Here is a 12,969-nt window from a genome sequence, read left to right as displayed (position 1 = left end):
CATGACTAACCCGAGCGATAACACCACCCACCGCTACACGCCGGAGCTCGCCGCGCAGATTGAAAGTGCCTGGCAGCAGTACTGGAAGGACAACGGTACGTTCAACGCGCCGAACCCAGTTGGGCCGCTCGCGGAGGAGGGTAAGGAACTTCCCGCGGAGAAGATGAACATTCAGGACATGTTCCCCTACCCGTCTGGCGCGGGTCTGCACGTGGGCCACCCGCTGGGTTATATCGCCACGGATACTTATGCCCGCTTTAACCGCATGCTGGGCAAGAACGTCCTGCACACGCTGGGTTATGACGCCTTTGGCCTGCCAGCGGAGCAGTACGCCATCCAGACTGGTACGCACCCGCGCACCACCACGGAGGCGAATATCAACAATATGCGCCGCCAGCTGGGCATGCTGGGTCTGGGCCACGATCCGCGCCGCTCGGTGGCTTCGACTGACCCGGAGTTTTATAAGTGGACGCAGTGGATCTTCCTGCAGATTTATAACTCCTGGTTTGATGAGGAGCAGCAGAAGGCACGCCCGATTTCTGAGCTCATCAAGGAACTTGAGGTGGGCAAGCGCACCACCAAGGATGGTCGCTACTACGCGGATCTGACCAAGGAAGAGCAGCGCCAAGCACTCGATGAATTCCGTCTGGTCTATCTGTCTAACTCCACCGTGAACTGGTGCCCGGGCCTGGGCACGGTGCTGGCCAACGAGGAGGTCACCGCGGAGGGCAAGTCCGAGCGCGGTAACTTCCCGGTCTTCCGCAAGAACCTGCGCCAGTGGATGATGCGCATTACCGCTTACTCGGACCGCCTGCTCGATGACCTGGAGCTTCTGGATTGGCCGGAGAAGGTCAAGTCCATGCAGCGTAACTGGATTGGCCGCTCCCGTGGTGCAGAGGTCAGCTTCCACGCCGAGGGTTACAACATCGACGTCTTCACCACCCGCCCGGATACCCTCTTCGGCGCCGAGTACGTGGTGCTGGCCCCGGAACACGAGCTTGTCGACGCCCTCCTCTCCCCCATCCCCTACGAGGATGATGTGGATAAGCGCTGGACCTTCGGCCACGATGATCCGAAGGAGGCCGTAGAGGCCTACCGCGCCTCCATTGCCGCGAAGTCCGACCTCGAGCGCCAGGAGAACAAGGAAAAGACCGGTGTCTTCCTGGGCACCTACGCCACCAACCCGGTCAACGGCAAGCAGATCCCGATCTTCATCGCGGACTACGTTCTGACCGGCTACGGTACCGGCGCCATCATGGCGGTCCCGGCGCACGATACCCGTGACTACGAGTTTGCTACCGTCTTTGGCCTGCCGATTACTGAGGTGGTTGCTGGCGGCGACATCACCAAGGAGGCGTACACGGAGTCCGGCCAGGCTGTGAACTCCGCCAACGATTCTTTGGACATCAACGGCATGTCCAAGGATGAGGCAATCGCCACCATCATTCCATGGCTGGAGGAGCAGGGAGTAGGCCGCGAGAAGATCCAGTACAAGCTGCGTGACTGGCTGTTTGCCCGTCAGCGCTACTGGGGCGAGCCCTTCCCCATCGTTTACGACGAGGCCGGCCAGGCCTACCCGCTGCCGGAGTCGATGCTGCCCATCGAACTGCCGGAGGTAGAAGACTACAAGCCGGTCTCCTTTGACCCGGACGATGCCGATTCCTCCCCGCAGCCGCCGCTGGCCAAGGCCCGCGAGTGGGTCGAGGTGGAGCTGGACCTGGGTCTTGGGGATGGCCCCAAGACTTACTACCGCGATACCAACGTCATGCCGCAGTGGGCAGGTTCTTCCTGGTACCAGCTGCGCTACATCGATCCGACGAATGACGAGATCTTCTGCGACTTGGAGAACGAGCGCTACTGGACTGGCCCGCGCACAGAAGAGCACGGCGCCAACGACCCGGGTGGCGTTGACCTCTACGTCGGTGGCGTTGAGCACGCCGTGCTGCACCTGCTCTACGCTCGTTTCTGGCACAAGGTGCTCTTCGACCTGGGCTACGTGAGCTCCAAGGAGCCCTACCGCCGCCTCTACAACCAGGGCTATATCCAGGCCTATGCCTACACCGATTCCCGCGGCGTCTACGTCCCGGCCGCCGAGGTTGAGGAGAAGGATGGCAAATTCTACTACAACGGTGAAGAGGTCAACCAGGAGTACGGAAAGATGGGCAAGTCCCTGAAGAACTCCGTCGCCCCGGATGACATTTGCCGCGACTATGGTGCCGATACCCTGCGCGTGTACGAGATGTCCATGGGCCCGCTGGATACTTCCCGCCCGTGGGCAACCAAGGACGTCGTCGGTGCGCAGCGCTTCTTGCAGCGCCTGTGGCGCTTGGCTATCGACGAGAACTCTGGCGAGCTGTCGACGACGGACGCAGAGCTTTCCGAGGATGACCTGAAGCACCTCAACCGCACCATCGCCGGCGTGCGCGATGATTACGAGAACCTGCGCCTGAACACCGTGGTGGCCAAGCTCATCGAGTACGTGAATTACCTGACCAAGGCCTACCCGAAGGGCGCGCCGCGTGCCGCCGTGGAGCCCTTGGCCCAGCTGGTCTCCCCCGTTGCCCCGCACATCGCGGAGGAGCTGTGGAAGCGCTTCGGTCATGAGGGGACCATCACCTACGAGGCTTTCCCGGAGTTCGACGAGAAGTACCTGGTCGATGACGAGATCGAGGTTCCGGTGCAGATCAACGGCAAGGTCAAGGCACGCGTGATGGTGCCTGCTGACGCCGACCAAGCCACCGTCGTGGGCATCGCCAAGGACGATGAGCGCATCGCTGAGCTGACCGCTGGAAAGAACGTGGTCAAGGAGATCTACGTCCCGGGCCGCATGGTCAACCTGGTGGTGAAGTAAATCGCCCCAAGAAAGCGCCGCTCCTGCGGTTACTCCGGCACCGCCTCTGAGGTACCTCAGGAACGGCCCTAGGAGGACACCTCATCCACGCTGTGTTCAATGCGCTCTAAGCGCTCCTTGATGTCGTGGATGGTGGCCACGTTGCCGTCGAAGACGTCGAAAGGGGAACCATAGTCGTCGTAGGGTGCCTCAAAGAGCTCCGCGACAGTGACGATTCCGTTGTGGACCAACCCGCCGATGATCTGGTTCATGAAGGCCAGCTGCACCGAGTTCAGGCGTGCGCCGTCCATCATGTCCGCAAACGCGGAACGCGCCGCGGATTCGTCCAACCCGATGATGGTGCGGACAAAGCGGGGAAGGCCCACGCCGAGCTGTTCCTCCAGGGCGGGGGAGACCGCGACTAAATTCCCCAGCTCATCGGCTAAATCCATGACCGCGGCCTTGCGCGTGTCACGGTCCATGCCATTAGTAAAAGCTATCTTCTATTAAGTAGCCATATGTAATTTTCGGGGCGGCGCGACTTTTAGGGTTTAAGGCGCAAATGACGGTACGTCCAATTCTGCAGGTGGAATTCATACTCATTCCTTCTTTCAAAATTGCTGGTTGTATGCGGTTGGCGCTCCTTCTTTGAGTCCAAAACATGGACGTGCGCATTCCCTCGAGCGTGAACTTTCAAAAAATCCCTTGCCTGGTTCACCTCTCTTCGGTATCCATTTCCCAGGAAGTTGTTTTTCTGAGGCTTGAGTGTCGTGAAAAACAACTCTGAAACAACTCTGAAACAACTTTGCCAACAACTGTGTCTAGTTTAGAGCTCCCCTTTGTTGTGAAAAAGCAGGTCAGACAGGTTGTTGCTGGTTGTTTGTAGTTGTTTCGAGGTTGTTGTGGGTTGTTTGTCGTTGTCTAAGGTTTTCGCCTACGGGGCGATCCAGCGGGTGGGACCTGACCCCTGTTTGGTAGACACCTGATATCCAGCCCGGTTGGGTTGGGAAGAAAGGTAATCTACCACCATGCCTAGGTACTCCGAACAGTTCAAACGTGATGCTGTGGCCCTCTACGAAAACAATGAGGACCTCTCACTTCACGCGGCTTCAGCAGAGCTTGGAGTCAATCGTTCCTCACTTTATTCCTGGCTTAAGCAGTACGGCACCGGCAAGCGTGCCCGCACGAAGACCCTGCGTGACAAGGCCCAGGCGACGACTGATTCTGAACGGATCCGCCAGCTAGAAAGAGAAAACGCAAAGCTGCGCGAAGAACGCGACATCCTGCGCAAGGCCGCGAAGTATTTTGCCGAAGAGACACGCTGGTGATCCGCTTCCAGTTTGTCTATGACCACCGAACCGAATACTCGGCTCACACGGATGTGCCACGTGTTAAAGCTCAATCGCTCCTCGTTCTACAAATGGCTCAACACTCGCGAAAAACGCAGGTTAAAGACGTGTTCTGATGCTCTTATTGGCGCAAGAATCAAGACTATCTTCGATGATGAGCACGGGCTTTATGGTGCTAAACGCATCGCTGCAAGCCTCAACGACGATACGGACTTTCCCCCGATCAACCACAAGAAGATCGCACGCATCATGAAATCCATGGGGCTGAAAGGCTTTACTAAACGGCGTCGATGCATCACCACCAGGTGCAAGCCTGGCCACCGCGTCATGCCAGATTTAATAGGCCGCAAATTCACAGCTGATAAGCCGAACCAGGTCTATGTAGGCGACATCACCTACCTGCCGTGTAAGGGCGGCAAAAACATGTACCTGGCCACGGTCGTCGACGTCTACTCGCGCAAACTTGTCGGACATGCACTCGCAGATCACATGCGGGTATCGCTAGTTATCGAAGCTTTATCTCATGCCAGAAAAGTCCGCGGAAGCCTCAACGGGGCAATTTTCCATTCCGATCACGGCAGTGTGTACACCTCACAGGCATTTAGGGACCACTGCGCCCAACTTGGTGTGCGCCAATCCATGGGAGCCGTGGGAACGAGTGCCGATAATGCCCTGGCAGAATCATTTAACGCCACCTTAAAGCGTGAAGTTCTGCGAGATAGGAAAGTCTTTGACAATCCCATCGTCTGCCGCCAAGAAGTCTTCCGATGGTGCATGCGCTACAACACCCGCAGACGGCACTACTGGTGCAATCTTCTAGCCCCCGATGACTTCGAAGAACTCACATCAGCTACACTGACCCAAGCAGCATAGCTAACCCCCGACGTGTCTACCTTCCGGGGGGTCAGGCCCCCTCTTTGAATTCGAGGACCTCTGATTCCACCGCGTCGGCCTTCGCCCCGGCCCAGATTGCATCCAGGGCATCGCGGACGTGGGCGGGGAGAAAATCAAGCTCGGGAACTGTTGAGTCCATGTTCTTATTGTACATTTCCCCAGGAAGTTGTTTTTCTGAGGCTTGAGTGTCGCGAAAAACAACTCTTAAACAACTTTGCCAACAACTGTGTCTGGTTTAGCGCTCCCATCGGTTGGAAAAGGGCAGTTCAAAAGGGTTTTTGCTGGTTGTTTGTAGTTGTTTCGAGGTTGTTGTGAGTTGTTCGCGGTAGTGGGGTTGCCCGCAAATCGTGGACACGTAGTGGAGCTACCTAGTGGTTAGGCAGCTATTTCTTTTCTGCTGTTGATTGCGCCGGCGTGGTTCTCGAAGTCGACGGGGCTGACCATTCCGAGTGCAGAGTGCCGGCGCCGACGGTTGTAGACGACTTCAATCCAGTAGGCAACAGCCTTGCGTGCAGCATCACGGCTCGCCCAGCGCTTACGGTCGTAGAATTCAGTCTTTAGCGTCGACCAGAACGACTCAGCCATCGCGTTATCGAAGCACACACCAGTACGCCCCACAGACTGAGCAATGCCCAGTCTGCTGCAGACCTCCCAGAGCTTCTCACTGGTAAATTGCGTTCCGCGGTCAGCGTGAAACACCAGCCCATCAGGAACATCACCGCGCAGTGTATGCGCCATCCGCAGGGCCCGTTCGACCAAACTTGTGTCTTGCACGCTATCCATAGCCCAGCCCAATACCCTGCGGGAATGACCATCGCGGACCGCGCACAAATACAGCCAGCCCTCACCGGTGCGAAGGTAGGTAATATCCGACATCCACACCCGGTTGAGCTCACCAGTATCAAACATGCGCTTGACCAGGTCAGGAAGACTCGACTTACGCTTGGCTTGGATTGTAGTCACCGGGACAAAGGCACGCGGTGAAATCCCTTCAATGCCCATCATGCGCATCCGCTTCGCCACAGTCTTACGGTTAAGCGAAATGCGGTAGCGCTCGGCGAGCTCTGCGGTGATCCGCGGAGCACCATAAACCTCATCAGAGTCTTTCCAAATCTGATGAATCTTACGGTCAACATCATCGTAAAATGCTGCCCGATCATCCTTTCCGGATAGTCGTTTCTGCTGCACATGGGCCCATTTGTAGTATCCAGACCGAGATACTTTTAATAGTCGTGCCATGCGCTTGATGCTGTAGTTCGCCTTCTCCTGCTGCATTAGTTCGAACTTTTCTGCTCGCGTTGCTTCGCGGCGAAGAAGGCTGTCGCTTTTGACAAAAACTCGTTATCCATCTTGGCTTCCGCCAACTCACGGCGCAGACGAGCATTCTCAGCACGAAGATCAGCCTCACTCATCCCATCCGAGGCTCCTCGGCGTTCACGCTCTAGTTTGACCCACCGGCCTAAAAGCCCGGCGGAAACACCAATCTCTTTAGCCACATGGGCAATCGGGCGCTCTGACTCGATTACCAGGTTCGCGGCTTCACGCCGGTACTCAGGCGTGTACTTCTTGCGCTGTTGACTCACAATGAACATCCTCTCTTACGGACACAAGATCCGTACAAATAGGGTGTCCACTAAACGAGGGTAACCTCAGTAGTTGTAGGCAGCGGCATGCGGCCTGGAGGGGGGCTGAACCAGGGCTAATCCAGCTCTTGGTTCAGCTCCTGGCGCACCTTGGTGATGATCGCGCCGAGGAAGCCCTCGCAGCCATCGGTGATGTCAGGGAATGTGGAGTCATCCTCGATGACGCCGAGCGTGAATAACAGATCGCGGGTGATGGCGTGCGTGTAGTCGTATTCCGGATTGAACTCCCACTCGCCGCGGAATAAATGGACTAGTTCGAAGGAAAGCTGAGGAATGCCCTCCGGTTCGGCGTAGGCGTAGGGGATGTTGTTCAGGACAACCTGCGTTGCCCAGAGCGGATCGCTCATGGCCTTGCGGCCATATTTGGTGAGCTTGATATCCGTGGTCGTGGTCTTGATCCAATCCAAGTCCGTCAAGAAACCCCGCAGGTTCAGCAGCGGCTGGTGGTAGTCTTCGCGCTTGACCTCATCAAAATCATTGGGACTATTCAGTCCCTCCTTGAGGCGCGCGACGGCCGCCTGCTTGAGGTAGCCGGCACCGGTGAGCCGCGGAAATTCTTCGATGACCTCGAGGTACTCGCGTATGCGCTGGCCTACGTGGGCGGCGGTGGCGGCGTCAAGCGCCGGCAGCTCATAGTCGGGACGCAGCTCCGGGTAGGCCGCGTGGATGTCCGCGCGCCATTCCTCCAGCATCTCCGAGGAGGGCACGGGGATGTCCTCGAAAGGCGTGGAGCGGAAAGGATCGAGAGGGAGATCCCCAGGCAGCGCGGGCTTGGTGCCGCCCTCCAGGTTGGCGGCCTCCGTGCCCATGGTGGCCAGGCGCTGTGCCACCGCTGGCGGGAAGAACGTGGTGAGGCGCTGGTGGATTTGGTCCAGTGTGTAATTGGGGAAGAGCGCGAAAATGCGCTCCATACTATCCGTGGGTACGGCCATGTAGGCCATGGTGGCCTGGACATCGAGGACCACCTTGAACATCGCCTCGGCACTGCCCAGCTCACTCATGAGATCGGGACCCTCACCGGCGATAAGCGCGGGAAGGCCCATGACGACGCGCGAGCTATCGGCCACGCTGATGCTGATATTCCAGGCACCGTCCGAGGGGTGGTAGTGCGCCACCTCCCGGAAAGTCTCGAAAAAGTCCTGGTCGATGATGCTGAGGACGTCGATCGGCGTGCCTTCCTCGCCCACGAGGATTCCCGGATGAGAGGGCTCAAGGCCGAGTGCGGCGTGGACGATGATCATCATCTCGCCCACGGTGAGTTCCGCGGGGGCGGCGACGAAGCGGGACGTGGTGAAGAAGGGATTCTCCACGTCGATGCGGACGTTCCTAGCGAGGTTCATAGTGACCGACAGTATTAGAAAACCGTGCTAGCCGCGCGCCAACGCTTCGCCCACGCGCTTGCCCGAATGGATGCACCCGCCGAGGAAGGTGCCTTCCAGCGCATTCTTGCCGTGCATGCCGCCGCCACCGAAACCGGAGGCCTCGCCGCAGGCATAGAGGCCGGGGAGGACCGTGCCATCGGGGTTGAGGCACTGGCCATCGAGGTTGGTCTCCAGGCCACCCAGCGTCTTGCGGGTGAGGAATTTCAGGCGCACTGCGATGAGCGGGCCCTTGGATTCATCGAGGATGCGGTGTGGGGGAGCCACGCGGATGAGCTTGTCGCCCAGGAAGCCGCGGGCCACGCGCAGGTAGTTGACTTGGGCGTCTTTGCTGAAGGGGTTATCAAGCTGGGAATCGCGATCTTCCAGGACTTTTTTCAGTTGGGTTACCTCAATGGTGGGGGAGCCCTCCGGCGAAATCTGGTTCATTCCGGCGACGAGATCCTCCAGGTTGTCTTCCACGACCCAGTCGATACCGTTGTCCATGAAGGCCTTGACGGCCACGTGCGTGCCGGGGCCAAGCTTGCCGGCGAGTTTCTTGAATTCCTTATCCGTCAGATCCGGATTCTGCTCGGAACCGGAGAAGATGAACTCCTTGTCCACGATGGCCTTGTTGAGCACGAACCAGGAGTAACCGTGGCCGGTCTGGCCAATGTGGGCCAAGGCCGCAAGGTTATCGGTGCCGGGGAAGAGGTTGGTGGGCAGGCGGTTGCCTTCGGCGTCGATCCACAGCGCCGAGGGCCCGGGGATGATGCGGATGCCGTGGCCGGGCCAAATGGAGTTCCAGTTGGTCATGCCCTCGGTATAGGCCCACATGCGGTCGGTGTTGACCACGGAGGCACCGGCCTGTTGGGCGATGTCGATGCCGCGGCCGTCGACATGCGCGGGAACACCCGTGACCAGCTCGTTCGGGCATTCTCCCCAACGCTCAGTGGGCCACATCTTGCGTACCTTCTCCAGATTGCCGCCGATGCCGCCGGTGGCGATGACCACGGCGGAGCCGCGCAGCTCGAAGTGCTTGACGACGTCCCTCGGGCTCGCCTCGCCACGTACCTGGTTGGTGGGGGAGAGGACGCTGCCGCGCACGCCGACGACCCGCGGATTGCCGGCGTCGTCGTTCTCCACGACGAGCTCATCCACGCGGTGGCGGAAATGGAACTCTACCTGGCCTTGTTCTTCTGCTTTAAGGAGCGGCTCGCGGAAGACGCGCACGACCTCCGGGCCCGTACCCCACGTGAGGTGGAAGCGCGGTACGGAATTGCCGTGGCCGGAGGCATCGCCCGAACCACGCTCGGCCCAGCCGATGGTGGGCAGGACGTTGAGGCCCAAGGACTTGAGATAGCCGCGCTTTTCATTGGCGGCGAAGCGCACGTACTCGCGGCCCCATTTCGCGCCCCAGAAATCGTGCCGGTCATCCTCGGTCACCGGGTCATAGTCAGCGGAATTGGCCCAGTCCCGCCAGGCCAATTCTTCGGAGTCCTTGACCCGCATCATCTTCTGCTCGGGGGAGTCGACATAAAACAGCCCGCCGAGGGACCAGAAGGCCTGGCCGCCCAGGTTATTGCGGTTTTCCTGTTCCAGGAAGATGACGTGCTTGCCGCCCTTGAGGGCCTCGTAGCCGGCGACCATGCCGGCGAGGCCGCTGCCGACGATGATGACGGAGCCAGTGACCGAGTTAGTTTCTTTCATGACAGTAATGATAAAAGAAACCGGCCGCGATTGTGTGACTTGGCTCGCACGCTGAGTGTCTCAGCTTAGCCATGACTCTGCACGATATCAGGCCTCATCGCTCGGGCCTCTTCCGGATTTACCGTTCCGGACAGGAGCTAGGCGTTGAAGGGGAGTGGTGGTTTTGAGGCCCTGGCCATGGGGTTTGGTCAGAGATAAAGATCTAGAAATAAATATTCAAAACGGTGCCTATAGGTCGGCAGGTAGGCTATGCTTCTCGCTAATACTCGTCGTACGCGGCCCGTATAAACGATTCCTACGGTCTTGCCGTGCGCGATATTTGCTCAAGAAGAAAGTTCTCTCATGACTACATTGACCACGCATAAGACTCGTTCGACGCGCGATACTTTTAATACGCGTTTTGTCTTCCTCATGGCCGCCATCGGCTCCGCCGTCGGCCTGGGAAATATTTGGCGCTTTCCTTACGTTGCCTATGAGAACGGCGGCGGCGCCTTCCTCATCCCGTACATGGTTGCCCTGCTCACCGCGGGTATTCCCATCCTGTGGTTCGACCTGGCCATTGGTCACCGCTTCCGCGGTTCTGCACCGCTAGCATTCCGCCGTATCAGTAGCCGCTGGGAGGGAATCGGCTGGTTCAAGGTCGGCGTGAACTTCTTCATCGCCATCTACTACGCCGCCATCATTGCCTGGGCGGCGCTCTACACCATCAAGTCCGTGACCCAGGCATGGGGCGATGATCCCGCGGAGTACTTCATGGGTGATTTCCTTCAGGCAGAGCCGGAGGCGACCTACTCAGGGCACATCGTCCCGTCCATCCTTGGCGTGATGATCCTCGTGTGGATTGTCTGCATCGCCACGCTGGCCACGAGCATCAATGAGGGCATCGGCAAGCTGACGTCAATCTTCCTGCCGGTCCTGGCCGTCATGTTCATCATCTTGGTCATCCGCGCCTTCTTCCTCGACGGCGCCGCAGAGGGCCTCAACGCCTTCTTCACCCCGGACTGGTCCGTGCTGAGCAACCCATCGGTATGGATCGCAGCCTACGGACAGATTTTCTTCTCCCTGTCCATTGGCTTCGGCATCATGATTACCTACGCCTCCTACCTCAAGCCGCGCACCAACCTCACCAACACCGGCCTGGTCACGGCCTTTGCCAACTCCTCCTTCGAGGTTCTCGCCGGCATCGGCGTCTTCGCCACTCTGGGCTACATGGCCGCCCAGCAGGGCGTGGCTGTGGATGAGGTGGCGTCCTCCGGAATCGGCCTGGCCTTCATTGCTTTCCCGACGATCATCAACCTCATGCCACTCGGCGGACTGTTCGGTGTCCTGTTCTTCGGCTCCCTCTTCCTGGCCGGTGTGACCTCGCTGATTTCCATCATGGAAGTCGTCGTCTCCGCCGTGGCAGATAAGTTCAACATTTCCCGCCGCGTTTCCGCCATCACTGTCGGCGGCGCCATGGCGGTGCTGTCCTGCTTCCTGTTCTCCACGTCCTCGGGCCTGGTCACGCTAGACATCATGGATAAGTTCACCAACAACCTGGGCATCGTCTTTGGTGCCATCTGTGCCTTGGTGGTCGTCGGCTGGGTTACCGGCCGCCGCCGCGAGATTCAGCAGCACCTCAACGCCGTGTCGCAGTTTAAGGTGGGTGGCTTCTGGCAGTTCCTGACCTTCATCGCTACCCCGCTGCTGCTCGTCTACTTCCTGGTCAATGAGATCATCACCATTGCCCGCGAGGGATATGAGGGCTACTCCTCCACCCAGATTGGCCTCTTTGGCTGGGCGGCGCTGGGAATCATCCTGCTCGCCAGCTTCCTCATGCCGCTGGTGGCCTTCCGCGGAAACAAGTACCTGGATGGCATGGAGACCTCGGACTACGGCGTCCCCGTAGGTGGGCGCCCAGCCGGCACCCCGAACCCGCTTGCCACGGCTAACACCGCGACACAGACCGCGGATGACAAGTAACGAGTATTAGGAAAGGTCAACGACAATGACTACAAGCGCAATCCTGCTCTTCATTCTCTTCGTCGTCGTCATCTGGGGCGGGCTGGTGGTGTCCTCCATCTGGCTGGCACGCAGCGACGATGACACCACGGGCGAGCTGGGCAATGCCCCCGGCACCGGCGACGAATCCCTGTCCCACCGCGTGCACTAAACAGCGGGACGCGGTGCGCTCTGTGCCCGCTTAAATCTCAACCACCGTGCGGCCGTGGCGCGAGCCGGCGCGGAGCTCGGTGGCCGCGGTGGCGACGTCGGAAAGCGGCACCGTTTCCGTGATCGAGTTCAGCATGTTGAGGTCGAGGTGTTCATCGAGAAGCTGCCAGGCAGCCTCGCGCACCTCGCGGGGCGCGTCGACGGAGTTTCCGCCGGCCAGCACGATGCCGCGCAAGATGAACGGCAGCACCGAAGCAGGAAGATCCGGGCCGGCCGCCATGCCGGTGGCCGCAACCACACCACCCCAGCGCACCTGCGCCAACACGTTGGCCAAGACGGTGGAGCCGGCGGTGTCAATGGCGCCGTCGTACAGCGCCTTCTGCAGCGGGCGGCCGGTCTCAGACAACGCCGCGCGGTCCAGAACGTGATCCGCGCCGAGTGCGGTGAGGTAGTCCGACTGGGAATCCACGCGTCCGGTCACGGCGGTGACTTCGTAGCCAGCGGACTTGAGCAGCTGGACCGCGACGGATCCCACGCCGCCAGTGGCACCGGTGACCAAGATGTGACCCTGCGTGGTTCCGTGCGTGTGCAGCTGGTTCACGCAGATAGCGGCGGTGTAGCCGGCCGTGCCAATCGCGGCGGCATCGTGTGCGCTGAAGCGCTGGGGCACGGGGATGGTGGCCTCTGCATTGACGCGCTGGCGCGTGGTGTAGCCGCCGTGGCGGAACTCGCCCAAGCCATCGCCGCAGGCGACCACAAGTTGGCCGGGGCTCAAGCGCGAATCGGAGGTCTCCGCCACAGTGCCCACCGCATCGATGCCGGGGACGAGGGGATCGATGCGCATGACGCCTTTGTCACCCTCCAAGGCCATGGCGTCCTTGTAATTGAGGGAAGAAAACTGTACATCTACCAGCGTGTCACCTTCCCCGAGCAGGGGCTGCTCCTGGAAAGAATGAGTTACTCCGGAATCCGTGCGAGTGACAATGAGTGTGCTCATGGGCACTATCGTACAGAGGATGTGAAGCAGCGTTTTC

Annotated in this window: 9 protein-coding genes and 1 pseudogene; 4 read left to right on the top strand and 6 right to left on the bottom strand. The window is 59.4% G+C overall.

Annotation, left to right across the window (positions count from 1 at the left end; translation table 11 throughout):
- The first annotated feature begins 1 nt into the window (after position 1).
- Positions 2-2,851 carry a leucine--tRNA ligase gene (leuS, locus tag CAURI_RS12895; RefSeq protein WP_010187942.1) on the top strand — a complete coding sequence of 950 codons (2,850 nt, stop codon included), beginning with the start codon at positions 2-4 and terminating at the stop codon, positions 2,849-2,851.
- 68 nt (positions 2,852-2,919) lie between these two features.
- On the opposite strand, the gene CAURI_RS12890 is transcribed toward leuS, so the two are convergent.
- Complete coding sequence (locus CAURI_RS12890; protein ID WP_010187941.1) at positions 2,920-3,312, bottom strand: type I restriction-modification enzyme R subunit C-terminal domain-containing protein; 393 nt, start codon at positions 3,310-3,312, stop codon at positions 2,920-2,922.
- Between the two features lie 546 nt (positions 3,313-3,858).
- Here CAURI_RS12890 and CAURI_RS12880 point away from each other — a divergent pair.
- A pseudogene (locus tag CAURI_RS12880) lies at positions 3,859-5,052 on the top strand (IS3 family transposase).
- Positions 5,053-5,083: 31 nt separating this feature from the next.
- Here CAURI_RS12880 and CAURI_RS14205 read toward each other — a convergent pair.
- From CAURI_RS14205 to CAURI_RS12860, 4 genes are all read right to left on the bottom strand, one after another.
- A complete protein-coding gene (locus CAURI_RS14205) occupies positions 5,084-5,212 on the bottom strand; it encodes a hypothetical protein (RefSeq protein ID WP_256380860.1) in 129 nt (42 codons plus the stop codon).
- A gap of 236 nt (positions 5,213-5,448) precedes the next feature.
- Positions 5,449-6,665, bottom strand: a protein-coding gene (locus CAURI_RS12875; RefSeq protein ID WP_157860598.1) for an IS3 family transposase whose coding sequence is annotated in 2 segments (ribosomal slippage) — positions 5,449-6,404 and positions 6,404-6,665 — 1,218 coding nt in all. Because the reading frame shifts where the segments join, the coding sequence is not laid out codon by codon here.
- Between the two features lie 107 nt (positions 6,666-6,772).
- A complete protein-coding gene (locus CAURI_RS12865; RefSeq protein WP_010187940.1) occupies positions 6,773-8,056 on the bottom strand; it encodes a hypothetical protein in 1,284 nt (427 codons plus the stop codon).
- Positions 8,057-8,083: 27 nt separating this feature from the next.
- Positions 8,084-9,784 carry an FAD-binding dehydrogenase gene (locus tag CAURI_RS12860; protein ID WP_012715369.1) on the bottom strand — a complete coding sequence of 567 codons (1,701 nt, stop codon included), beginning with the start codon at positions 9,782-9,784 and terminating at the stop codon, positions 8,084-8,086.
- A gap of 342 nt (positions 9,785-10,126) precedes the next feature.
- On the opposite strand from CAURI_RS12860, the gene CAURI_RS12855 reads away from it, so the two are divergent.
- Together CAURI_RS12855 and metS are read left to right on the top strand one after the other, a co-directional pair.
- The gene (locus tag CAURI_RS12855; RefSeq protein ID WP_010187937.1) at positions 10,127-11,746 is read left to right on the top strand and encodes a sodium-dependent transporter; all 1,620 of its coding nucleotides are present in this window, start codon (positions 10,127-10,129) and stop codon (positions 11,744-11,746) included.
- A gap of 25 nt (positions 11,747-11,771) precedes the next feature.
- The gene (metS, locus tag CAURI_RS12850) at positions 11,772-11,936 is read left to right on the top strand and encodes a methionine/alanine import NSS transporter subunit MetS (protein ID WP_010187936.1); all 165 of its coding nucleotides are present in this window, start codon (positions 11,772-11,774) and stop codon (positions 11,934-11,936) included.
- A 30-nt stretch (positions 11,937-11,966) separates the two neighbouring features.
- Here metS and CAURI_RS12845 read toward each other — a convergent pair whose 3' ends face one another.
- The gene (locus CAURI_RS12845; protein WP_010187934.1) at positions 11,967-12,932 is read right to left on the bottom strand and encodes an MDR family oxidoreductase; all 966 of its coding nucleotides are present in this window, start codon (positions 12,930-12,932) and stop codon (positions 11,967-11,969) included.
- Positions 12,933-12,969 lie beyond the last annotated feature (37 nt).

This window comes from Corynebacterium aurimucosum ATCC 700975 (genome assembly GCF_000022905.1).
Lineage (GTDB): Bacteria > Actinomycetota > Actinomycetes > Mycobacteriales > Mycobacteriaceae > Corynebacterium > Corynebacterium aurimucosum_F.
This window is presented reverse-complemented; position numbering and strand designations above follow the sequence as displayed.

Bases quoted from the DNA above. Each gene is read 5' to 3' on its own strand.
- CAURI_RS12845 (WP_010187934.1), bottom strand. From the start codon at position 12,932: ATGAGCACACTCATTGTCACTCGCACGGATTCCGGAGTAACTCATTCT.
- CAURI_RS12865 (WP_010187940.1), bottom strand. From the start codon at position 8,056: ATGAACCTCGCTAGGAACGTCCGCATCGACGTGGAGAATCCCTTCTTC.
- CAURI_RS12860 (WP_012715369.1), bottom strand. From the start codon at position 9,784: ATGAAAGAAACTAACTCGGTCACTGGCTCCGTCATCATCGTCGGCAGC.
- CAURI_RS14205 (WP_256380860.1), bottom strand. From the start codon at position 5,212: ATGGACTCAACAGTTCCCGAGCTTGATTTTCTCCCCGCCCACGTCCGC.
- metS (WP_010187936.1), top strand. From the start codon at position 11,772: ATGACTACAAGCGCAATCCTGCTCTTCATTCTCTTCGTCGTCGTCATC.
- CAURI_RS12890 (WP_010187941.1), bottom strand. From the start codon at position 3,312: ATGGACCGTGACACGCGCAAGGCCGCGGTCATGGATTTAGCCGATGAG.
- leuS (WP_010187942.1), top strand. From the start codon at position 2: ATGACTAACCCGAGCGATAACACCACCCACCGCTACACGCCGGAGCTC.
- CAURI_RS12855 (WP_010187937.1), top strand. From the start codon at position 10,127: ATGACTACATTGACCACGCATAAGACTCGTTCGACGCGCGATACTTTT.